The following is a 22,795-nucleotide window of genomic DNA, read 5'->3' as shown; positions in this document are numbered from 1 at the left end:
TATGGTTATTCTCTTGTGCAAATCGTGTTAGGAGCTTAGATTTGCAATGATAAATGTTTTTTCATTAGATAATTACTTTACCAATAATCGAGATGTTTGCGGATACATTTATTTTGGGGATACATAATTATATTTAGAGAATACCCAGTTACAGTATTTGAATTTTTAATAAGAAGGGATGCGAAGGAATGAACTCACAGAGACAAGGCTATGCAGGCTGGTGGCAAGGCGGACACGGTGGTTGGCAAGGCGGACACGGTGGTTGGCAAGGTGGACACGGTGGTTGGCAAGGTGGACACGGTGGTTGGCAAGGTGGACACGGTGGTTGGCCGGGTGGACACGGTGGTTGGCAAGGTGGACATGGTGGACACGGTGGACACGGTGGTTGGCAAAGTGGACATGGATATTAAAAAGATACTATAAAATCATTTTTTTATGCAAAGTTTGTATATTTAGTATCGTTGTATATTTTCATTTGTATAGTAAGGATATAGTGAAAACAGCAAAAAAATCCTGTGAAGTAAGGATTCTATCCATAAAATTAAAGCAGGGGAAATGTCAAAAGAACAAAAGACACCGCTTTTTATTATTCAAGGAGAAAGAGACTATCAAGTTCAATCGAAAATCGAAATCCCTCTTTGGAAAGAACAATTAAAAGAACGAGATAACATTGATTATCGACTATATCCAAAGTTAAATCCCTTATTTACAGAAGGTTATGGAGAAATAAGTAAACCGGATGAATATTATAATTCTGCTAATATCCCTGAGTATGTTATAAATGATATTGCTGCTTGGGTGCAAGGAAGATTGCAATTAAATTAGCAACCATATGTTTTAATAAAGACTTTCTTTCTGTAATCAAAATAGAAACATTGTTATTAGGTTATATGTTTTTTAAAAGCACTCTTTGAAAAGGAGTGTTTTTTTATTTTTCTTTTGATTTAATTAACGAAAAAAGTATCTTGTACTCCTTTTGTAACTTTTTCTAAATAGAATTTTTCTATAAAATAAGAGGCTTGCCTTCCAAACAAATCGTTATTTGTAACACTTTTATCAAAGCAAAGTTCTCATGACATCTCTTTGATATTCAAAAACATTAATAACCTATTGTGTAAAGTTTTTTGAAAATTTAGGTTTAACATCTTTAAAATAGGTGTATTACACATTACATAACAACTAAATAAAAAATCTAAAGGAGGAAAAATACCATGCATAAGAATGAAAGAAAACCGGTGGTTCATGAATATCAAAATGAACAGGAAGTAGTTATGAAAGTAAAAGAACTAGAATTGCAAGGGATTCGCCAAGATGACATTTATGTCTTAGCACATGAAAAACATCTAACAAAAAAGATTGCGGATGATACAAACACAAATACGATTGGAGTAAAAGAACAAGGATTGGGCACAAGTATTATCAACTTTTTCTCCAAAAAAGGGGACGAACTCCGAAATCAAATGGAGGAAATGGGGTTGTCGAAGGAGGAAGCTAACTTATATGAAGAAAAACTAGATCAAGGGAGAATTTTACTCCTAGTAACAGCTGAAACACCAACGGCGAGTGATAGGCAGTCGCAAAACTATCATTCTCTCTAATAGATTGCAACATCTGATAAATAGGTAAGGTAATTATTTTAGGTTGTAGCATTGAAGAAATTAAAAGTAGAGAAGGGTGAGAAAAATGAAACATACAATATTTAAATATGCTGTGATTGGGATTACAACCGGAGTCATGGTCTCCCTATTAAAAAAAGAAAATCGAAATGCTATACAAACAAAAGGAAAAAGCATAAAAGACAAACTACAAGAAGGAAACATAAAGGAAACATTAGAGAAGGTAACTGAGACAAGTAAACAATTCTCTGTAACTGCAGCTAATGTTGCAAAACAAACATTACCACAACTGCTTACAGCCACACCGGTTGTCATTTCTACTATTAAAGATTTAACAGAAAACGAAAATAACAAAAAGAAAAAAGATGAAAAGGATAACGAAATAAATGAAAATAGTAAGGACATAGACGGAGAAAAAACGAAAAATGAAAAGAAATATAGGAAAGAAGGGAAAGAACAGAGTGCTTAGATTTAATTCTAAAAAGAGAAAGTGAGGAAAAAAGTATGAAATCTCTGTATGCAATTGATGTAGGAATTGGTTTTACTAAGCGGGCATATCGACAGGATGTAGATTCTGAGGTGACGATTAAGAGTGAAGCTTCCACACTAGCCCCTGTACCTAATCATGCTGAAAGTGAAGATTTAACAAAGGTAAGTTTTATAGACTTAGACTTTGCATACTACATGGGAAATGAAGCACATCAATCTGACGCTTCATTTCTTCCTCCATTTGACGAAGAAATAGAAAATTATTATGAAAGCGAACGGTTTAAACAACAGATATTTGGTTGCATTGCAAAGGATTATAAAGAAAATGTCGTGTTACCTTTAGTTGTTACCGGGCTTCCCGTTACTTGTTTTGGTAGTCAGCATGAACAATTACAACGTGCACTAAAAAAAGAAACTTCCGTGCAAATTGATGGGAAATTTATTAATATTACAGTGGAAAATGCTTTGATTCTTCAGCAACCGGTCGCTTTACATGCCTATTTCTTAAAAGAGGGAATCATTCAGGAACGAGATCGCATCTTAATTATTGACGGTGGATTTCGTACATTAGAAATGACAGATATGAAACAGAATGTCATTTTAAATCATTATGAGACAGAACTAGGATGTAGCAAGCCTTTGAAAAATATTAAGAATATCGTGCAGAATCATGCGGGTGAAAGTAATCACTTGCATATTAACGACATGCCAAACATATTAGAAAAAGGATATGGAGGTCGAGAAGAAAATCCTCAGACAAGTCAGGTTGATACTTTGATTCAAAAAGAGTTGGATGCACACTTCCAAGACGTCATGCGTGTATTACAAGAACAATTTAAGTTAGAGCAGTATGATACTATTATTTGGACAGGAGGAATAGTAGATCTCCACAAAAAACGAATTGAAAAAATGCAAGGTGAAATTTCTTCTTTCCGTATGGTAGACGCTTCGAAAGAGGCTGCACTTCATGGATACTACATTATTGGAAGTCAAGTATTTGACGATATCACCAATCAATCTGTATATGAATCTAAATTATAATAACGACCGAAATAGAGTTCGTTGAATAGACGTGCCAAATTATGTAGCTTCTTTTCCATATATAATAAATTCTTTATAAGAAAAGATAAAAAGTGCTTGTATAGAGGAAATGTTTAAATTTGAGAATAAAAATAGCTAATATATAGGGGGTCTTCCTTTTAATAGAATAAGACCTCCTATGCCATTTATTTTGTAATTTAGTTGATCTAAAAACTTTTCCTCCAAGACATGAATACCTACATACAAATTTCATATTAAGAATATTATTCGATCAAACATAAAACTATTCAGAAAGGAAGAATAATATGGAATGCATAAAAATGCCAAAATGGAGTTGGTATCATGTGAAAACTAGTGAGCTTGAAAAACTTTCTTCTATAATCCCTCGTGATGTAACATCTTATTTCTCTCAATTTGTAAAGAAAATAAGTTCTCCTTGTGAAAATGGATTATATGTTTATACGTTATCACCAAGTCAAACTTGTGTATATGGTTCGTTTTTATATGATCAAGATAAAAAGGACGCCAAAATTCAAAAATTTCTTCATTATTTCGTAGCTCATGGAATACTGATAACGGTCCAAGAAAAAGAGGAAGAGGATTTCCAAAAATTAATACATACTTTCCCTATGGGTACAAAAAATTGTAATAGTTCCGCTGAAGGATTATGTGCTATCTTATCAATGTTTATATCTCACTATTTGCGAAAGGTTGACTATTTCGAAAACAATTTCAGAAATGTATTATGGGATTTTTATCATCATAATAACATAGCAGTTTTAGAAAAAATTTATCATATTCGTCATGAATTATTTATGAACACACATGTGTTTCGCTTAATACAAGAAGTGTTACAAGGCCTGGAGGAAGCGTGGTTAGAAAATATAACAAAAACTCTTTGTTATAAACAAACATACTTGAAATTAGAGCGTGGATTACAACTTGTTAAAGAGTACCAAGAAGAATTAGACACGATGATTCATTTACAAGAAGTTGTTTCTTCTCATCGTGGGAATGAAATTATGAAAGCTCTTACTGTATTAACTGCTGTAAGTACGCCTTTGACGGCCTTAGGAGCATTGTGGGGGATGAATTTTAAATATATGCCTGAACTAGAATGGAAATATAGCTATTTAATTGCTCTCTTATTTATTATTTTCACAACAGGAGGTATGTATATGTATATGCGATTCAAAGGATGGACAGGTGATTTATTACGAGTAAAGAAAAAGAAATCTTTTTTTAAATCCAATTAATCCTGTTTATAAAAAATATGATAGATATTAATCTAGATATATGGTTAGTAATATTTATTAATTGAGGTAGTATCATATCCCCATCAAGTTAAAGTTTTGATGTCCCCGCAATGATAAAAATGGTGAATATTTATATGAAAGATTAGAGCTCTCCTTCTTGTAGGAGAGCTCTAATCTTTGTTTAAAAACTATATCATATACATGGGCAGACTCATTATCTGAAATTTGTCCGGATTCAATTTAGAATACGACAAAAGAGAACTTGTGTTAGAAAACAAGCTCTCTTTAAAAGAAATAACGTAATTGAGATACTTATATAGTAACAATTGTTTTCTTCTAATTCCATATGTCTTATGTTGAGAAATAAATTATAAGTGGCTTGATAAAGCTAAAATGAATGATTGACATAATATTTTGACGATAATATAATGAATCTCGAATTCAAGATAACTTGTAAAGGATTGGTAATTATGAGGGTGATTAACGATGAGAGTCTATCTTTAAAGTTATTTGTTATATTATCAAAGGAATTACAGTCAATCACTAAACGTATTGAAAAGGATATAAAAATTTATGGACTTAATCCAACTGAATTTGCAGTGCTTGAGCTACTATACAGTAAAGCCGATCAGCCTATAAAAAAATTTGGGACAAAATATTACTTGCAAGTAGTAGTATCACGTATGTAGTGGATAGGTTGGAAAAGAAGAGGTGAAAACCATGTCCTAAAGACCGCCGTGTCACGTATGCGTCAATTACTTCAGAAGGTATTGAATTGGTGGATACTATTTTTCCTCAGCATAAAGAGGGGATTCGGCAAATATTTGGTAGTTTGGACTATATTGAGAAAAAATGATAATGAAACAGTTGAAAAAGTTAGGATATTACGCACAGAAATTGTAAGTTTGTAGAGGCTATTTCTGATTAGTAATATCCTAATTAAATATAAATTAAATAAATAGGAGGAAAAATTAATAAGTGGTAGTAAATGTATTATAATACAAAATGAATAAATCATATAATTTCAATTAGTACAGTAGGGAATAAAGTTGTTATGTTAACGTATACATATCGTCCTTTTCATTATAAATCTTTCATAAAGCGGAGAGTGGGTATCAAGAATGGAATTACGTCATTTAGAGTATTTTATTCAAGTTTGTAATAATAATAGTTTTACTAAAGCTGCGGAAGTTCTAGGTATTTCACAGCCGACTTTAAGCCAACAAATCCGTGTGTTAGAAGGTGAACTTGATACACCCTTGTTTCATCGAGTTGGAAGAGGTATCAAAATGACAGAAGCGGGTAAGCTGCTATTTGATAAAGGAAAATTTATCATGCAACAATTTGATGACGTTTATAATGAAATTTTTGAATTAAAGGGGGTAAAAAGAGGTGTAATTACTATAGGAGGTTTATTAGAGGATCTCACTTATTTAACACCTTATATTATGAAGTTTCAACAACATTATCCTAACATCGTAGTAAAAATTATAGAATCTGAAGTTGCTGTAAATCAAATCGTTGATAAAAATATTGATATAGGCATCACGCGTAGTGCTCAAATTCCAGACACATTAACAAGCACCCTTTTGTATAGCGAAGAGCTTGTCCTTGTCATTCCAAAAAATCATCCTTTGAATGAAACATCATTTGTTTCTTTTCGAGAATTAGTAGGACTGAGTAGAATAATGGTTTCATGTAGTTGTCGTGAATCTATTAAAATATATTGTGAGAGTTTAGGGTTATCTTTATCTGAAGCAAATATAGAAACAAAATCTTCTATTTCTCTATTGAGCCTTGTATACAATGGACATGGGGTTGCCATAATACCTCTTTCACTGGTTAACTTTGTTAATAATGATACTTTGAGCATAGTTCGTATTATTGACCCAACACCAAGTCAAGATATTAATCTTATTCACTTTGATGATAAATTTTTAAGTTTTGCAGCACGTATCTTTATGCAGAAGTTAAATAATCCTGAAAAAGTATTAGTATAATAAAAATAATAATGATTATAGTGTGAGAATTAAACATGATACATAATTCTTGGGAGAAGACCTAAATTACAGTCAAAGGGCAAGTAGATTTATATGTGTTGTGTAGTCACTTCAAAAGGGAATACCATGGACTTTTATTTAAGGGAAAAGGGCAGACTTTGCAAGGAGAGAAGGCTGTTAAAAACAAGTCAAGTTAATCAATTAACTCTTCGGTCTTATCGCATAGTAATAGATTCCATTAGGGATATATTGCTATTTCTTTTTACATATCCTTATTGCATAAAGAAAACCACCGGCATTATACCGGTGGTTTTGACTTAGAAAGCAAAGCAAGTACAACCAATACCCCATTTAGTTCCATCTTTTCCTATTACGGTATGAGTGTGTTGATGGAGAGGGTTACTGCAACTATGTAACTTGTGATCATGGGCATCGTGCGAAAGTATAGTGTGGGCTAGGTTAGCACCACCATAACCATAAACTCCCGTCGGTGACCAATCAGGTGATGCTGGCGGCAATTCAGGTGATAAACTTTTAAATTCATCATTTCCATAAACAACCTGCCCACCCATAATGGTGAGTAATGATTCAAGGTTCTTGATTTCTTCTTCTGGCACAGTAAAGTAGTCAGCAGACAATACAGCAATATCAGCAAACTGACCTACTGCAAGGGTTCCCTTTTTACCTTCATCACCAGAGAACCAAGCACTTCCTTTTGAATATAATTCCAGGGCTACTTTTCTATCAAGTTTATTTTTTTCATCGTATATCGAAAGACCACCAATGGTTTTTCCGGCAACCATCCAGTAAAGAGCGACCCAAGGGTTATAGCTGGAAACCCTGGTTGCATCACTACCAGCGCCAATAGGTATACCTAGGTCTAACATACGGTAAATCGGGGGAGTACGCTTTGCAGCTTCCTTTCCGTATAAATCAACAAAGTATTCACCTTGAAAAGCCATGCGGTCTTGGATGGCAATACCACCATTTAAAGCCTTAACACGTTCCATACTACGATCTGAGATTGTTTCTGCATGGTCAAACCACCATCGTAGACCATTAAAAGGAATTTCTTTGTTGACTTCCTCAAATACATTTAAGAATCGTGTGATTGACTCGTCATAAGTTGCATGTAAACGGAATGGCCAACGGTTTTCTACCAATAGAGAAATTACTTTCTTTAAGTCAGCTTCCATCATCGTAGCTAGTTCGGGCTGTGGCATTTGAAATTTTTCAAAATCTGCTGCCGAGAATACTAACATTTCTCCGGCACCATTCATTTTATACTTATCATTTCCTTGACCTGGAGAAACAATTTTTGCCCATGAAGCAAAGTCTTCATATTCATGATTTGGATTTTGTGTAAATAGATTATAAGCAATACGCAAAGTTAATTGTTCCTTCTCAGCTAAATGTTCAACAACTTTGTAGTCATCAGGATAATTTTGGAAACCACCACCTGCGTCAATGGCACTTGTAATACCTAATCTATTTAATTCGCGCATAAAATGGCGAGTTGAGTTAATCTGGTCGTCAAAATTAAGTATTGGAGCTTTACCCAAACTTGAATAAAGAATAGAAGCGTTAGGATTGGCAATTAAAAGGCCCGTTGGATTACCTCGTTTATCCCGCTCAATTAAACAACCTGGAGGGTCTGGGGTATCTTTTGTGTATCCCAGTGCACGTAGCCCTGCACGATTTACAAGTGCTCTATCGTAAAGATGTAGCACAAAGACAGGTGTGTCTTCAGAAACAGCATTAATCTCTTCCAAAGTTGGCATCCGTCTCTCTTTAAATTGAAATTCAGACCAACCTCCAACTACTCTTACCCACTGAGGAGCAGGTGTACGCCTTGCCTGTTCTTTGAGCATTTCGAGAGCAATGGTAATTGAAGGCACACCTTCCCATCGTAATTCCATATTATAATGAAGACCGCCACGAATAACGTGTATATGAGAGTCATTCAGGCCTGGAATAGCTCTCTTTCTTTTAAGGTCTATTTTTTTTGTTTTTTCTGTGGCACTATCAAGAAGCTCATCTCCACCTACTGCAGTTATTAAACCATCAGTTATGGCGATAGCAGATACCTCAGGTTGAGAGGGATCAAGGGTAGTAATTTTTCCGTTATATAAGATCATATCCGGTAAATTCATATTTACACCTCGTCTACTTCCTATTTTTTTGTAACCATGGATGAAATAATTTACCGAAAATCGGCATAACTACCCATGATAGCAAGGACACTATACATACAGAAACAAAAAAAGCGGACATAATAGGATTCATATGTTTTATAATAGGTCCTATCAATTTAGGAACTAACATGCTAAGAGGCCATACACCCAGAAGGGTAACAATAGACATTTTCCATTTTGGCGGTGGAACTGGCGTTTTCGGAGTAACAAACCAATAAGCCAAACTGCTTTCAGTTTTGTAATTTGGATTAGTAGCTTGAAATTGCTCTGCCGTTTTTAACAAATCTCGGCGAACATCTGATTCTTGCCAAGCACGTAGATGCTCATACGTATCAAAACGAAAAATAACAGTATACTCTCTGAATTCGTTATTTGGGACTATTAGGTTTACGCCTAAATGCCCTGGGAATTTAGTAGCGGCAGCTTCGATTTCATGTCTCCATGTTTCAAACTGCTTTTCTTTACCTTGTTGAATTTCCCATGTAACAATCGTTGTTACTGGATCAGCAGTATCCATCGTGTTCCCTGTATAAGTCTCTTCGACAGCTACTCCTTCTTGTTTCATATTTTCCTGCTTGGAAGCGCGCCATGCACCATGGTATATGCGTATTCTACACCTTGACCATAAGCGCCAGTGTGTTCCTTTACAATCTCCATTACAGCATCATAAGTGTCTTTGTGTGCCCAGTCACGTTGGTATTCAAGTAAAACTTGAATTGCTGTTACTGGAATTGCACCAGCTTGTTCTACACGACGCATAGCAGCGTTATGTGCTGTCAAACTAGTACCACCTGAAGCATCATCAACTGCATACACCTCATAGCCAGCTTTAATTGCTTCAAGCACAGGGAATGCAAGGCAAACTTCAGTCCAAAGTGCTGCAAATATTAATTTCTTTCTACCGGTTGCTTTAACCGCTTCAACAAATTTTTGATCTTCCCAAGAGTTCATTGAACTGCGTTCTATAATTTCATGGTTTGGGAATATGTCAAGAATTTGTGGCCAAAAATAACCAGAAAAGCTGCGTGTCTCAACTGTAGTAAGAATAGTAGGTACGTTAAAAGTTTTTGCTGATTTAGCAAGCAGCATAACGTTATTAATCAATGTTTGTCTATCAATACTTGCAACTCCAAAAGTCATTTGAGGTTGAAAATCAATCAAAATTAAGGCACTGTTCTCCGGATTTAACAATTCTAAATTACTCATAATAAAACGCTCCTTTTTTAATTGTTTAAAATTGTTTTTTTGAAAGTAATTTGTTTTTTGTTAATTGAAGTTGTAATCATAAAAATAAAAGCTCTGCTATACTTTTTAATTATAAATGTAGTGCTGATTTAATCAGCACTACATTTATACTATCTACTTTAAAAAAAGTGATTTAAAGCTATTTCTTTGGAATACATTTATACATTTTGTTTACTGAGATCTCGTTGAGCTCCTAAATAGCTTCCAATTATATTTTGATAACCTGGAAGATTACTAGCAAGTAAATTGCCAAAACCTTCAACATCGTTTCGCCAATCGCGTTGTAATTCGCAAGCTACGCTAAACCAGTTCATAAGTTGTACGCCATTATGTGCCATACGCGTATTGGCAGCATCTGCAACTTGTTTGCTGAAAGTTCCTGAAGCATCAGTAACAGCAAATACTTCATATCCAGCTTTTATAGCGGAAAGTGCCGGGAAAGCAACACAAACGTCCGTAACTACGCCCGCGATGATAAGTTGTTTTTTTCCAGTTTCTTCGATTGCTTTTACAAAATCATCATTATCCCATGCGTTAATTTGTCCAGGTCGAGCTATTTTTTGTGCGTGAGGAAAGAGATCAACCAATTCTTGCATTAAAGGTCCGTTAGGTCCGTTTTCAAAGCTAGTTGTTAAAATAACTGGTAAATCAAAAAACTTAGCAGTGTGAGCAAGAGCTAAAACATTGTTCTTAAATTCATCAACACCATAGTCACGTACTAGTCCGGACATAAGACCAGTTTGATGATCTACTAAAAGCACGACAGCATCATCTTTGTTAATACGAGAATAGAGATCAGTCATTATGTATTCCTCCTAAAAATTAAGTAATCGAAGAAAGTTTAAACAGTAGAATATTATCCTAAATTTCTTCGTTTGTTACGATTAGTTTTTAAATAAACTGACCGTTAATATGAGTGATAGCAGCATTCACGGAACATGAAGTGCTATACAAATTTATAGTATTTGAAAACGAATTGGTTAATCAATTCTAAATTATCTATAATTTGTATAGGTCGTAACTATAGTTGTTTTTCACTATAAAATAGATTGATTTTACCTATACATTCTATAGATAGAACGATATTGATAGTCACCTATTTTTGTTATTAGAATTGAATATGAGGAATGTTTAGCAAATACTTCGTGATGGAAAAGGTATAAGATGGGGAATTGTTCCATAACCAGAAAATGAATTCATCAGAACAATAGAGTTTCAAGCTTAGTGTTCACAATATAAATGTGTATAAATAGGTTATGAGATTCATCCGAATTATTGAAGAAAAGGATACATATTAAAGGAGGTAGGACAATGGCAAAAATTACTGTAGGAACCGAAAATCAAGCGCCAATTGAGATATATTATGAGGATTATGGTATAGGAAAACCAGTTGTACTAATTCATGGTTGGCCGTTAAGTGGTCGATCTTGGGAATACCAAGTTCCCGCTCTTGTTGAGGCTGGATACAGAGTTATAACATATGATCGTCGAGGCTTTGGAAAATCATCTCAGCCGTGGGAAGGGTATGAATATGATACCTTTACTTCTGATTTACATCAACTATTAGAACAGTTAGAGCTTCAAAATGTCACACTTGTTGGTTTTTCTATGGGTGGAGGCGAGGTAGCCCGATATATTGGAAAATATGGAACCAATAGAGTAGAGAAGGCTGTATTTGCAGGAGCTGTACCACCATACCTTTACAAGTCAGCAGATCATCCTGAGGGTGTATTAGATGATGTAGCAATTCAAGGATTTGAAAATGGAGTAAAAAGTGATCGCCTAGCATTCCTTGATGAGTTTACGAAAGGATTTTTTGCTGCTGGAGATCGAACTGACTTAGTTAGTGAACCATTTCGACTTTACAATAGGGATATCGCTGCGGGTGCATCACCTAAAGGAACACTAGATTGTATCGCTGCTTTCAGCAAAACAGACTTCAGAGGCGATTTAGCCAAGATTAATATACCTACCCTTGTTATTCATGGTGATTCAGATGCAACTGTACCATTTGAATATAGTGGGAAATTAACACATGAAGCAATTCCTAATTCTAAAGTAGCGTTAATAAAGGGTGGTCCACATGGGCTAAATGCAACGCATGCCAAAGAATTTAATGAAGCACTCCTATTATTTTTAAAGGACTGATTACAACTATATAATTGTTAATTGATACATTATAAATAAGTTGCAATTCTATCATATTTTTTCTAATAAATGGAAATACCTAAAGGTGAATAATTTTGAGGAGGTTTTCAATTATGGCAGAAAACCAGGACAAGAATTCTCTAGAGGAACAAGACGTGAAACGTGAGACATTGACAACACGACAGGGGCACCCTGTGAAGGATAATCAAAACATCAGAACAATTGGGAATCGTGGTCCAGCAACACTTGAAAATTATCATTTCATCGAAAAAATTTCTCATTTTGATCGAGAAGAGGTTCCGGAACGTGTAGTACATGCGCGAGGAGCTGGAGCATTTGGGTATTTTGAAACCTATGGAAAAGTTGGAGATGAGCCGGCGGAAAAATATACTCGTGCGAAAGTATTTTCAGGGGCTGGTAAAAAAACACCGTTAATGGTTCGTTTTTCTACAGTAGCTGGAGCTAAGGACTCACCAGAAACAGCAAGGGATCCACGAGGTTTTGCAGTGAAAATGTATACGGAAGATGGTAACTGGGATTTAGTAGGGAATAATTTGAAGATTTTCTTTATTCGTGATGCGATGAAGTTCCCAGATATGATTCACGCATTTAAGGTTGATCCAGTTTCAAATGTGTCGAATCCTCAGCGGATGTTTGACTTTGTTTCTCGTACCCCAGAGGCAACGCATATGATTACATTTTTATTTTCTCCATGGGGTATTCCAGCAACATATCGCCATATGCAGGGATCTGGTGTAAACACTTATAAATGGGTAAATGAAAAAGGCGAAGCTGTATTGGTGAAATATCACTGGGAGCCGAAGCAGGGAATTCGAAATTTAACACAAGAAGATGCAAACAGTATTCAAGCAATGAATGTTAGTCATGCAACACAAGATTTATATGAAGCAATTGAGTGCAAAGATTATCCAGAGTGGGAGCTATTTGTACAAATTATGGAGGATGGTTATCATCCAGAACTCGATTTTGATCCTCTTGATGATACGAAGCTTTGGCCAGAGGAGCAGTTCCCGTGGTTACCAGTAGGACGTATGGTTCTTGATCGTAATCCAGTTGATTACCATTCAGAGATTGAACAAGCTGCTTTTGGTACAGGAGTACTTGTTGATGGCATGGACTTCTCAGACGATAAAATGCTACAAGGTCGTACTTTCTCTTATTCAGATACTCAACGTTATCGCGTTGGTGCAAACTATCTGCAATTACCTGTAAATGCACCTAAAGCACCTGTTCGTACAAATCAACATCGTGGTCAAATGGATATGCGTAATCCGAAAGAGTCTGGAGAAAATCCGCATATTAACTATGAGCCATCTATGCTGGGTGGTTATAAAGATGCAAAACAAGAAAAGCATCACCCACACCAACCAACTTACAATGCGGCTGCTATGAGTGCACCAATCGATCGTCCTAATAATTATGGTCAAGCAGGTCACACATATCGTAGTTTTGAGGAGTGGGAACGAAATGAATTGGTTAAAAATCTATCTGAAGCACTTGCAGTATGTGACAAAAGAATTCAGAATGCGATGATTGAACACTTCACGCAAGCTGATGAGGATTATGGCCGTCGTGTCAAAGAAGGTATTGAAAAGAAAATGAAAGAAGCTAAAACGGAAGCCAAACTTCCAGGCCGCGAAGTAAGTAAATCAAAATATGGCCAAGGTTCATTAGCTGCAAACGAAGCAACAAAAGATGCAGTAAAGAAAAGCAATGAATCAGATCCTTATTAATTAGACGTAAGCACAATAGAAGATACTTAGGGGTGCCGTAAAAATGGTTAGGTAGCCTTTCATACGATTAGTAAAGTAGTTTTGTTTAAAAATATGAGAGGTACTAAATATCATAAGATAGTTGATAAACAAGTAAAAAATAAAGCTTTATAAAAGATGCTCTTGGATAAATCCAGGAGCATCTTTTTAAATGCGGCATAGTGCACCACTGTAATCAATTTAAAGAATCGAAATCTTCTTAACAGCTAAAATGTATGGATTAGAGTTTTTTTAGGTCTCTTAGGTGGATTACTATATTACTATCAAGATAATATTTTGAATAATCCTCAAAACAAAGAAATGCACATTTTCTTATTTTGGGTAGTGAAGTTTCTTAAGTTGATTTGGGGCCTTTATATCCTAAGTAAAAAGTGTAGGCTACGGCCTACAAATATTCATCTCCCACTTAAAATTGTCGTTTTACACCTTCACATTTTTGAGGAAGAAATGTCTTGTCAGAAAACAATAAAATCTTATTGATTTTTATAATTGTTAGAATTTTTATAGAAATAATTCTCTTAATATATTAAAATAACATTGTATTATGTCAGATTTTAATTAGGGGAGAGAAATTTTATGTTGAAAAAAATCATTCCAGTTGCTTTAGCATTAAGTACAGTTACTTTTACTAGTGTATTCGCTGTGCCTTCAGCCCAAGCAAGTACAGAACAAAACCGCTACATAGATGTACAAATGCTCGGTATTAACGATTTTCATGGGCAACTAGACACTGTAAAAAAAATTAACAATAAAGATGCAGGGGGAATTGAGTACTTAGGGGCTTATTTACGTGATCGTGAAAAACAAAATCCGAATACATTAAAGGTACATGCTGGCGATGTTGTTGGAGCAAGTACTCCTGTTTCAGCATTATTACAAGACGAACCTACGATTGAATTTCTAAATGATTTGAAATTCGATGTTGGAACTATAGGAAATCATGAATTTGATGAAGGTGTTGCGGAAATGAACCGCCTTATTTATGGTGGATACCATGAGAAAACAGGGAATTTTAAAGGAGCAAAATTCCCATATGTTGCCGCAAATTTCTATAATAAATCCACGGGTCGTTTATTTTTACCACCATTCACTATAAAAAAGGTACAAGGAGTTCCTGTTGGATTTATCGGAGTCGTAACAACGGATGTTCCTAACCTTGTTATGCCTACTATGCTAAAGAATGTAGAAATTACAGATGAAGTTGAAGCTATTAACAAATCCGTAAAGCAATTAAAAAAACTAGGCGTTAAATCTATCGTTGTTCTTGCGCATAACGGAGGTACAACAGATGGGAACGGCGTAACAAATGGTGATATCGTCCGATTAGCAAATCAGACTGATCAAGAAGTCGATGTTATTTTTGGTGGGCATAGCCACACCTATGTAAATGGAACTGTCAATAATAAACTTGTCGTACAAGCAAATTCTTATGGTATGGCTTTTGCTGATGTTGATGTAAAGATTGATCGTAAAACACAAGATATTGTTGAGAAAAAAGCAGAAATTGTTACAACTTACCATGAAGGCATGGAGCCTGATAAAAAAATAAAGAAGAAGATGGAGAAATATCAAGCAAAAATCGCACCTCTTGTCAATGAAGTTGTAGGTAAGTCTATTGCGCCACTAGATCGCAAACTCAATATGGCTGGTGAATCTACTCTTGGAAATTTAGTTACTGATGCCCAGCGTACAACAATGCAATCCCAAATTGCACTTATGAATCCTGGTGGTATTCGTAATGACTTAGATGCTGGTGATATTACATGGGGAGAGATATATGGTATTCAACCATTCGGAAATCAATTAATAAAAGTAAATTTAACAGGTCAAGACATTCGTGATATTTTAAACCAACAATGGCAAAAAGACATAACAAGAATGCTTCAAATTTCAGGAATCCAATACACTTGGGATGCAAACAAACCTAATGGAGAAAAAGTAACAAGTATTCGCTTAACAAATGGAGAAGAAATTATTCCTTCTAAAACTTACAGCGTCGTTGCGAACGCATTTCTAGCTTCAGGTGGAGATGGATTTGTATCCTTTAAAAACGGTAAAGATGCTGAAACAGGACCAACTGATTTTGAAGCATTAGTAGATTATATAAAAAAATCAAAAGAACCAATTCAGTCTATTATTGATGGAAGAATTCAAAAAATAAATTAGTTTTTTATTAATCTCAAAAAAAAAATAGATTACCTATACTTTTTAGTGTACAGGTAATCTATTTTTTGTGGGTTTGAAATAAAGTATTACTGTGGCCAATTAATAGTGGCGGTGAATTTGGCCCCTATGGAACATTAAAATCAGATGATCCAAACTGTTAAAACTACATCTTTGGACAAGTTAAAAAAGATCAATTTTTTATTGATTTACGTAAGGCAAAGGGAGTGACAAAAACTTGGTTAAGCGAACAACATCCAATTTTCGCTGGGATAACTACCGAAGGGCCTGATATACCAAAAACTGTTGATATATCATTAGGTAAATCATTTGATATACTTGTTCAAATTCAAAAAGTGAGTCCATCTCAACTTTTTGCTGTGTAACAGTTTGTATTACGAAGCTATTAACAATGGAAAAAAGGAGAATGTAACTAGTTATGCAGATGAATCTTGGCACATGCGCTATGTAGGAGCAGCATTTGCAAAATTAGAAATTGAACTAGTTGTAACTATAGTCTTAGATAATACGAAAGACATAGTGGGTTAGGTTAAGTTGATTTTTCTTTAATCTGTAATAACAGTTATAAATTAATTTTAATTATCTTATGAAATAGGAAAAATCATTATAAGTTATAATTATTACTTGTTTTTTTGCTTTACTTGTTCTTTTAATTCATCAAGGGTCTTACCGCTAATATTATCAGTAATAGTTTCATGTATTTCATTTTTTAATACAATTGTCTTTCCTGCAAGTTGTGCTTTGGAAGACATTTTACTTTCATTAATAGTTTCTATGTTTGTCTGAAGATCTGCTTTGTTATTTTCATCAAAGGTAATTGCGAATGGTTCAATTGCTCCGTAGTAGTTACCAAATAATTGATCTTTCTTCAAAAACATCATATATTTTTTATTAACTTTAGGTTCGATATATAAAGGATCCTTATTTTGCACCTCTTTAGTAGTTACTTTAGTAGCTTTTTTTGTAACTGTGCCATCTGGTGCAACAACTGCATTAGAATCTTCAAGTTTTACAGTTTCAGCGAAACGATGATTGATTTTTATTTGTTTATTTTCAGTCACACCTTTAATTGTTTCGGAAATGTTGAAATTATATAGATGTCCTTCAACATAATTTTCTTTGTCTTCTTCCAATGGATTACTTGGATTACGTGCCATATTCCATTTAGAGTCAAGACCTTCATATTCACCGATTACAACTAGATCTGCTTCATTAATCATTTGATTTAAGTCACTTGTAGCAGGGAAATCCTTACTGAGAATAACAGTTTCAGTATTATTATCTTCACCAGCAACAGGGGAGAAGTGACTATTAAAAACTGAATATCCTCCAAAACCAATTACTGTAGCCAAAGGTATTGCAATTATTATAGTTTTTGTTTTTTTACTTAACATTAAGAAATCATCTCCTTTTTCTGTTAATAGATTGCATTTACGCCATTTTTATCGTCAGTTTGAGGGACATGCATAGTAGTACGATTACGATTGCTGTTCATAATTGAAGTACCACTGTTGTGACCTATTCCTATTGCATGACCAAACTCATGGACTCCTGTACTTTTAGCAACATTTGATTTTGTAATATTTGTATTACCTGCGTTAATATCACCAGCAAATTTCGTTACTTTTTTAGTGGATGTATTATAAGATGTCTTCATTCTTCCATAATAAGTAGAGGAACTTTCAAACCAAGAGTTTAATGTGTTCACAGAAGAAGTAGAAACTGTAAAATTAATACGAGAAGCAGTGTACCAGGCTGAATCGGCAGCTTGCCAACCAGATTTGATGATACTTGAACCATCGTCTAATCTGTCTCCCCATTTATATGTAGCTGATTTTGAAGGTAGCTTCCATCCTTCTTTTACATAAGCTTCTGAAACGCCAACGCTTGAAAAAACAAACACAGTACCTAATAAAAATGCAGTAATCCCTTTTTTAAAATTCATATTATCCCTCCAAAGATTATTTTTAACAAGAGAATTATAGCACCATTCTCTTCTTTTGGATTAATATTTCATTAACATTTAGAATATTTTGTATTGAGAAAATATAATTCAGGGAGACTTTATTATAATGTATAAATATAAAGCAATGAAATGGTGTCTATGTTTATTCATATTTACTTTTTTAATTATTATTGGTAAAACAATTTGGTCCAGTATAGATGTGGCAGGAGTGTCTAGCGTGTCATCGAATTCTGAAACTATAGTATTAAATAAGACATTCAAAACTACAAATCATTTAAGCGAAATGGTTGAAGAAGCAGACGTAATTGTACTAGGTGAATATGACGGCTTATACTCTAAATGGAATATGGAAAACAGTTCATCACATGAGATTCAAAGTGAAGATGTTGAAGGCCATTTGTTTAGTTTTCATGTCAAAGAAATCTTAAAAGGGGACTATGTAAAGAATGAAATCTTAATAAATCATAGATATTCAGAAAATCTCGTATTAGAGGAAAGTAATGAAATCATTGATAAAAATGGAATCATTCTGAAAGGTGCTACGAAAGTGTTTACTAAAAAAGTAGAAAATAAAGATCCATTGTATATAAAACCAAAATCCGAGGAGACATATATAGTTTTTTTAAAAGAAAATAATAAACTTGGACATTTTTATCCAGCTTTAGAACCTTTTATGATTGAATTTGATTTAAGAAATATTGCACACCTAAAGAGCAATCTAATAAATTGGGATAAAAATAAATATAAATTTGAAACAAAGGTTAAGGATAAAACTTTTTATATTGAAAATGAAATAGATTCAACCATCAAAGATAATATTAGTGGAAAAAAATTGAGGGACATTAAGGATTTTGTGAAGAGGACTTCAAAAATAAAATAACATTGTAATAAGTTATATTTCTATTATTAATTGAAAGTTATTACCCTATAAATTCAGTCATTTATTATATAACTGAGTACATAAAAAATGAACTGAAATCTAATAAATAACGTAAAAGCTAAAAAATTTTCGCTTTGAGAACATCTCAAAATATTAAATTGATGGTAACTTTGTTGTATCTCTTTAAACATACCTATATTAAAACCCAAATTTCTCAATTTAATGCTGAGATATTTGGGTTTTTTTAAAGTAATCAATTTTTTAAAAAATTTTTAGAAATTTAAAGATAAAGTATTGTATACATGTAAGTATGATTAAAAATGAAAAGTTGTAAATACTAAATTTAATTAAATATGCCTTACTCTCTTTACCATTGGCCTGAGTGAATAGTTTATAGGAAATTACACTGGCTAAAGATGCGATAATTGTTCCAAGCCCTCCAATATTTACTCCTAGTAATAAAGCTTTCCAATCAGAAGTAAAGTTTGATAGAAGAATTGAAGTAGGAAAATTGCTAATCAATTGACTCAAGAATATGGAACTAAAGAAGACTGAAGTATCTCCTCTTAAATTAGCGCGAGCAAATGTCTCCAGCGCATCGGAATGGGAAATGTTTCCGATAAAAATAAAAAAACAGACAAAGGTTATTAGAAGAAAGTAATCGATCTTAAATAGTAAGTTTCTATCTAACGTAAATGCTGCCATCAATGTAACTATTAGCGCAATGTAATAATTAATGACACCAAAAATAGATGCAATGATAGTGATAAGTATCAAAATCCAGATGGTAGCTTTTTTTCGATTCTTCACGGTAATAACAGGTAGTTCTATTTTCAAATCTGTTTTTTGAAGTTTTTGAGTAAATATAAATAACAAACTGATTCCAAGTACAGCTAAAAGCAGGATTGAACCTAAAAATGGGATGAGCTTAATTCCATAGTAAGAATATAAGTATAAATTTTGTGGGTTTCCCATAGGCATCAAGCTACTGCCGATGTTTGCCGCAATTGTTTGCAGGATGATTGTATCCATCATGTTCATTTGTGTTTTTTTACTAATGACAAGTGTTATTGGCACAAAAGTGAGGAGAGCGACATCATTTGTTACAAACATGGAGCAAATAAAGCATAACAAAATTAGAATAATAGATATTGATCTGCTGTTATTGCATTTATTTAAAATGGCAACGGCAAGTTTGTCTAATATCTTTAGCTGTTCAAAGGCCTTAATGGCCACCATTAGATTAAATAAGCTAATTAACACTTCAAAGTTAATATATTCGATCCTTGGCGAATATATGAAGCAGCTTACAATTGCTAGTATCAGTGAAATGGTAAGTACTATATCCTTTTTTAAAAATCCGAATTTCATAAGGAGTCTTTTTTTATTTTGAACGAATACTATTTCTTTCACAATACACCACCTGTAATCTATGTTAGTAGAATGAAACGCAAGGGAAATATACATTTAATAATAGATATTCAACAAATCTTCTTATATTGCAATAAAATTAATAGCTTTTCTTATCAATTGGTTGTGCTAACATTTGAAACTTAAATGGAATAATATTAATAACGTTTTCAAAAAATAATAATATGAGTAGTTTTTTATTTGTGGAGCTGTCAAAAATCATATTTTTGGTTAACTCGATATTGCTAGAAAAGAGGATGTCATAAGGTCCTAAATAAGAGTTTTGTAATGTTTCCTCCCTTCAACAAAATCCTTTTTTGCTTAGTGTCTTTAATATTGTAAATATGTGCAATATAGACGAATCCCACTAGGGGATTAATTGAGAAAACAAATGTTTTTTGTATGATACCATAAATAAATTAAATGTTTTATTTTTAAAATATTCTTATAATATCCTATCGATTCTTGATTTCAAATACTTTATATGAAGTTCTAAAAGAGAAAAAGTATGCATGTTTTTATGAAGAAAATAGAGGCTTGTCAAAGGTTAGGTAGAACGAAATCCGCGACGTTTGGATACTGTATAAAATTCACAAAATCTCAGTGTTTTTTAGATGAAAAAACCTTAAAATATTTTTTGTTTTTATAAAAATCTGTACTTTTTCGTAACATTCTGTACTTTTAATTATAAATTAAAGACAAGGTTCTCTTAGTTGAAGATTGAAAGCGCTTAATAGATTTTTCGTGAAGTTTTTACCTAGCCTATTTTTGAGATTAGTAGTGAGAAAGGAGATATTTCCATGTTCTTGAGAAAATTAACAAAAAACCAGTTAATCACTATTGATTATTATGATTTAAATGTAAATCACCGGTAAACGAAACAAACATAATAGTACAACAACATTAGTGGATAAGAATATTAGTTTTACAGAAGGGGATAGAGCACCGTGTGTATAAACGTTAAGTTTTTCAAAATTCCAGTTTTACAGTTACATGTTGTGACGGTTGCTTAAACAGGCCAATCCTATTAATATAGAAAATTTTTATCCTTGTTGTATTTGAATATGAATGAGGTATTTATGCCAGGGAATATAGGTGATTTTATATAGATTATGATAGATAAATTTGGGGTATGGAGTGATAATATGGAAAGGTTTTTTGTAGATTTAGTCGGATCAACGAATGATTTTTTATGGTCTAAATTGTTAATTATTATGCTTGTTATTTGCGGAATTTATTTTACATTTAAATTGAATTTTGTACAGTTTCGAATGTTAAAAGAGATGGTCCGTGTATTAATGGAGGGGAAAAGTGGTTCTAAAGATCAAATCTCTCCTTTTCAAGCGTTTTGTATTGGTATGGCAGCTCGCGTTGGAACAGGGAATATTACAGGAATTGCGATTGCGATTGCATTAGGAGGTCCTGGAGCTGTATTTTGGATGTGGATTATTTCTATTATTAGCTCGGCATCCAGTTTTGTTGAAAGTACATTAGCACAGATATATAAAGTAAAAGATAAAACTGGCTTCCGCGGTGGTCCATCCTATTATATGGAAAAAGGATTGAATAAACGTTGGATGGGAGTATTATTCTCTATTTTAATCACAATTACTTTTGGTCTTGTATTCAATTCAGTACAATCAAATACAGTTACAATTGCTTTTCAAAACTCATTTGGTACAGATCGTCTAACAGTCGGGATAATCATGGCCATTGCTTTCGCTGCGATTATCTTTGGTGGTGTACAACGTATTGCAAAAATGGCTGAATACAAAGTGGTATTTTTAGCGGTATTATACATTGGAGTTGCATTATTTGTTGTAGTTACCAACATATCAAAAATGCCGGAAGTTCTTTCTCTTATTGTTCAAAACGCATTTGGTTTTAAACAAATAGCAGGAGGTTCAATTGGTGCAGCACTTATGAATGGAGTTAAACGTGGTTTATTTTCAAATGAAGCTGGTATGGGAAGTGCACCAAACGTTGCTGCAACAGCAACAACAAGTCATCCGGTGAAACAAGGACTGATTCAAGCATTTGGTGTATTAACGGATACACTGATCATTTGTACTAGCACTGCCTTTATTATTTTGCTTTCTGATGCATATAAACAACCGGGGTTAAATGGTATTGCACTTACACAAGCAGCATTAAGTGAACACATCGGTTCTTGGGCATCGGGTTGTCTTGCTATCTTTGTTTTTTTATTTGGATTTGGTGCGTTAATTGGCAACTATTATTATGGTGAAACAAATATTCGCTTCTTACATACAAGTAAAGTGTGGTTAATGATATACAGAATAAGTGTGTTGGCTATGATTGTATTTGGTTCTGTTGCAAAGATTCAAATTGTATGGGATTTAGCGGACTTATTTATGGGCTTTATGGTTATTATTAATTTAATTGCTATTACCTTACTTTCAAAAGTAGCATTTGCGGCGTTACTAGATTATATAAACCAGAAAAAAGCTGGTAAAGATCCTGTTTTTTATAAAGAAAACATTAAAGGGCTTGAAAATGTTGAATGTTGGGATAGTTATGAGGAAACTTCAAAAAAGAAAAGTGTGTAATA

Annotated in this window: 19 protein-coding genes and 3 pseudogenes; 14 read left to right on the top strand and 8 right to left on the bottom strand. The window is 33.6% G+C overall.

The window, feature by feature from the left end; translation table 11 throughout:
• Positions 1–188: 188 nt before the first annotated feature.
• Positions 189–410: a hypothetical protein gene (locus ACYVEC_RS11700; RefSeq protein ID WP_460506537.1), complete on the top strand. Its 222-nt coding sequence runs from the start codon at positions 189–191 to the stop codon at positions 408–410.
• Between the two features lie 115 nt (positions 411–525).
• Positions 526–825, top strand: a pseudogene (locus ACYVEC_RS11695) (alpha/beta hydrolase); the annotation flags it as partial.
• Between the two features lie 119 nt (positions 826–944).
• Here the strand turns inward: ACYVEC_RS11695 and ACYVEC_RS11690 are convergent.
• A complete protein-coding gene (locus ACYVEC_RS11690; RefSeq protein ID WP_080468749.1) occupies positions 945–1,034 on the bottom strand; it encodes an acyl dehydratase in 90 nt (29 codons plus the stop codon).
• Between the two features lie 177 nt (positions 1,035–1,211).
• Between ACYVEC_RS11690 and ACYVEC_RS11685 the strand changes: the two genes are divergently transcribed.
• From ACYVEC_RS11685 to ACYVEC_RS11660, 6 genes and pseudogenes are all read left to right on the top strand, one after another.
• Positions 1,212–1,598 carry a YflT domain-containing protein gene (locus tag ACYVEC_RS11685; RefSeq protein WP_098555789.1) on the top strand — a complete coding sequence of 129 codons (387 nt, stop codon included), beginning with the start codon at positions 1,212–1,214 and terminating at the stop codon, positions 1,596–1,598.
• Positions 1,599–1,683: 85 nt separating this feature from the next.
• The gene (locus ACYVEC_RS11680) at positions 1,684–2,085 is read left to right on the top strand and encodes a peptidase U61 (RefSeq protein ID WP_098555782.1); all 402 of its coding nucleotides are present in this window, start codon (positions 1,684–1,686) and stop codon (positions 2,083–2,085) included.
• A gap of 35 nt (positions 2,086–2,120) precedes the next feature.
• On the top strand, positions 2,121–3,146 hold the full coding sequence (locus ACYVEC_RS11675; protein ID WP_063224969.1) for a ParM/StbA family protein: 1,026 nt from the start codon (positions 2,121–2,123) through the stop codon (positions 3,144–3,146).
• 305 nt (positions 3,147–3,451) lie between these two features.
• Entirely contained in the window at positions 3,452–4,402 is a 951-nt protein-coding gene (locus tag ACYVEC_RS11670; protein ID WP_098555780.1) for a magnesium transporter CorA family protein, read from the top strand.
• 470 nt (positions 4,403–4,872) lie between these two features.
• Positions 4,873–5,305 (top strand): annotated as a pseudogene (locus ACYVEC_RS11665) (MarR family winged helix-turn-helix transcriptional regulator).
• Between the two features lie 218 nt (positions 5,306–5,523).
• Positions 5,524–6,402, top strand: a complete 879-nt coding sequence (locus tag ACYVEC_RS11660; RefSeq protein ID WP_063224972.1) for a LysR family transcriptional regulator — start codon at positions 5,524–5,526, stop codon at positions 6,400–6,402.
• A 317-nt stretch (positions 6,403–6,719) separates the two neighbouring features.
• On the opposite strand, the gene ACYVEC_RS11655 is transcribed toward ACYVEC_RS11660, so the two are convergent.
• The 4 genes from ACYVEC_RS11655 to ycaC form a co-directional block, all read right to left on the bottom strand.
• The gene (locus tag ACYVEC_RS11655; protein WP_063224973.1) at positions 6,720–8,555 is read right to left on the bottom strand and encodes an amidohydrolase; all 1,836 of its coding nucleotides are present in this window, start codon (positions 8,553–8,555) and stop codon (positions 6,720–6,722) included.
• A 13-nt stretch (positions 8,556–8,568) separates the two neighbouring features.
• Positions 8,569–9,162 carry an antibiotic biosynthesis monooxygenase gene (locus ACYVEC_RS11650; protein ID WP_063224974.1) on the bottom strand — a complete coding sequence of 198 codons (594 nt, stop codon included), beginning with the start codon at positions 9,160–9,162 and terminating at the stop codon, positions 8,569–8,571.
• Positions 9,159–9,803, bottom strand: coding sequence for a hydrolase (locus tag ACYVEC_RS11645; RefSeq protein WP_000067164.1), 645 nt, complete (start codon positions 9,801–9,803; stop codon positions 9,159–9,161). Before ACYVEC_RS11645 ends, ACYVEC_RS11650 begins: the two co-directional genes overlap by 4 nt.
• 197 nt (positions 9,804–10,000) lie before the next feature.
• Positions 10,001–10,645: an isochorismate family cysteine hydrolase YcaC gene (gene ycaC / locus ACYVEC_RS11640; RefSeq protein WP_000131219.1), complete on the bottom strand. Its 645-nt coding sequence runs from the start codon at positions 10,643–10,645 to the stop codon at positions 10,001–10,003.
• A gap of 508 nt (positions 10,646–11,153) precedes the next feature.
• Here ycaC and ACYVEC_RS11635 point away from each other — a divergent pair.
• The 4 genes and pseudogenes from ACYVEC_RS11635 to ACYVEC_RS11620 form a co-directional block, all read left to right on the top strand.
• Positions 11,154–11,990 (top strand): alpha/beta fold hydrolase, encoded by an 837-nt coding sequence (locus ACYVEC_RS11635; protein WP_063224975.1) that lies wholly within the window; start codon positions 11,154–11,156, stop codon positions 11,988–11,990.
• Positions 11,991–12,103: 113 nt separating this feature from the next.
• On the top strand, positions 12,104–13,744 hold the full coding sequence (locus tag ACYVEC_RS11630) for a catalase (RefSeq protein WP_063224976.1): 1,641 nt from the start codon (positions 12,104–12,106) through the stop codon (positions 13,742–13,744).
• Between the two features lie 615 nt (positions 13,745–14,359).
• A complete protein-coding gene (locus ACYVEC_RS11625; protein WP_063224977.1) occupies positions 14,360–15,949 on the top strand; it encodes a bifunctional metallophosphatase/5'-nucleotidase in 1,590 nt (529 codons plus the stop codon).
• Between the two features lie 101 nt (positions 15,950–16,050).
• Positions 16,051–16,332: pseudogene (locus ACYVEC_RS11620) on the top strand (erythromycin esterase family protein); the annotation flags it as partial.
• A gap of 255 nt (positions 16,333–16,587) precedes the next feature.
• Here the strand turns inward: ACYVEC_RS11620 and ACYVEC_RS11615 are convergent.
• Positions 16,588–17,361, bottom strand: a complete 774-nt coding sequence (locus tag ACYVEC_RS11615; protein ID WP_063224979.1) for a hypothetical protein — start codon at positions 17,359–17,361, stop codon at positions 16,588–16,590.
• Between the two features lie 23 nt (positions 17,362–17,384).
• Entirely contained in the window at positions 17,385–17,912 is a 528-nt protein-coding gene (locus ACYVEC_RS11610) for a matrixin family metalloprotease (RefSeq protein ID WP_063224980.1), read from the bottom strand.
• Between the two features lie 127 nt (positions 17,913–18,039).
• Between ACYVEC_RS11610 and ACYVEC_RS11605 the strand changes: the two genes are divergently transcribed.
• Positions 18,040–18,813 (top strand): hypothetical protein, encoded by a 774-nt coding sequence (locus ACYVEC_RS11605; RefSeq protein ID WP_063224981.1) that lies wholly within the window; start codon positions 18,040–18,042, stop codon positions 18,811–18,813.
• A 261-nt stretch (positions 18,814–19,074) separates the two neighbouring features.
• On the opposite strand, the gene ACYVEC_RS11600 is transcribed toward ACYVEC_RS11605, so the two are convergent.
• Positions 19,075–20,226 carry an anion transporter gene (locus ACYVEC_RS11600; RefSeq protein WP_063224982.1) on the bottom strand — a complete coding sequence of 384 codons (1,152 nt, stop codon included), beginning with the start codon at positions 20,224–20,226 and terminating at the stop codon, positions 19,075–19,077.
• A gap of 1,142 nt (positions 20,227–21,368) precedes the next feature.
• On the opposite strand from ACYVEC_RS11600, the gene ACYVEC_RS11595 reads away from it, so the two are divergent.
• A complete protein-coding gene (locus tag ACYVEC_RS11595) occupies positions 21,369–22,793 on the top strand; it encodes an alanine/glycine:cation symporter family protein (RefSeq protein WP_275719230.1) in 1,425 nt (474 codons plus the stop codon).
• Positions 22,794–22,795: the final 2 nt, after the last annotated feature.

The sequence above is a fragment of the Bacillus sp. MN7755 genome, from assembly GCF_054771475.1.
Note: the sequence above shows the minus strand (reverse complement) of the source record. Positions and strands in the feature narration are given on the sequence as shown.

Excerpts from the sequence above, each read along its gene's own strand:
- ACYVEC_RS11655 (WP_063224973.1), bottom strand. The coding sequence starts at position 8,555 with ATGAATTTACCGGATATGATCTTATATAACGGAAAAATTACTACCCTT.
- ACYVEC_RS11635 (WP_063224975.1), top strand. The coding sequence starts at position 11,154 with ATGGCAAAAATTACTGTAGGAACCGAAAATCAAGCGCCAATTGAGATA.
- ACYVEC_RS11605 (WP_063224981.1), top strand. The coding sequence starts at position 18,040 with ATGTATAAATATAAAGCAATGAAATGGTGTCTATGTTTATTCATATTT.
- ACYVEC_RS11645 (WP_000067164.1), bottom strand. The coding sequence starts at position 9,803 with ATGAGTAATTTAGAATTGTTAAATCCGGAGAACAGTGCCTTAATTTTG.
- ACYVEC_RS11625 (WP_063224977.1), top strand. The coding sequence starts at position 14,360 with ATGTTGAAAAAAATCATTCCAGTTGCTTTAGCATTAAGTACAGTTACT.
- ACYVEC_RS11650 (WP_063224974.1), bottom strand. The coding sequence starts at position 9,162 with ATGAAACAAGAAGGAGTAGCTGTCGAAGAGACTTATACAGGGAACACG.
- ACYVEC_RS11670 (WP_098555780.1), top strand. The coding sequence starts at position 3,452 with ATGGAATGCATAAAAATGCCAAAATGGAGTTGGTATCATGTGAAAACT.
- ACYVEC_RS11680 (WP_098555782.1), top strand. The coding sequence starts at position 1,684 with ATGAAACATACAATATTTAAATATGCTGTGATTGGGATTACAACCGGA.
- ACYVEC_RS11610 (WP_063224980.1), bottom strand. The coding sequence starts at position 17,912 with ATGAATTTTAAAAAAGGGATTACTGCATTTTTATTAGGTACTGTGTTT.
- ACYVEC_RS11675 (WP_063224969.1), top strand. The coding sequence starts at position 2,121 with ATGAAATCTCTGTATGCAATTGATGTAGGAATTGGTTTTACTAAGCGG.
- ACYVEC_RS11630 (WP_063224976.1), top strand. The coding sequence starts at position 12,104 with ATGGCAGAAAACCAGGACAAGAATTCTCTAGAGGAACAAGACGTGAAA.
- ACYVEC_RS11595 (WP_275719230.1), top strand. The coding sequence starts at position 21,369 with ATGGAAAGGTTTTTTGTAGATTTAGTCGGATCAACGAATGATTTTTTA.
- ACYVEC_RS11615 (WP_063224979.1), bottom strand. The coding sequence starts at position 17,361 with ATGTTAAGTAAAAAAACAAAAACTATAATAATTGCAATACCTTTGGCT.
- ycaC (WP_000131219.1), bottom strand. The coding sequence starts at position 10,645 with ATGACTGATCTCTATTCTCGTATTAACAAAGATGATGCTGTCGTGCTT.
- ACYVEC_RS11700 (WP_460506537.1), top strand. The coding sequence starts at position 189 with ATGAACTCACAGAGACAAGGCTATGCAGGCTGGTGGCAAGGCGGACAC.
- ACYVEC_RS11660 (WP_063224972.1), top strand. The coding sequence starts at position 5,524 with ATGGAATTACGTCATTTAGAGTATTTTATTCAAGTTTGTAATAATAAT.
- ACYVEC_RS11685 (WP_098555789.1), top strand. The coding sequence starts at position 1,212 with ATGCATAAGAATGAAAGAAAACCGGTGGTTCATGAATATCAAAATGAA.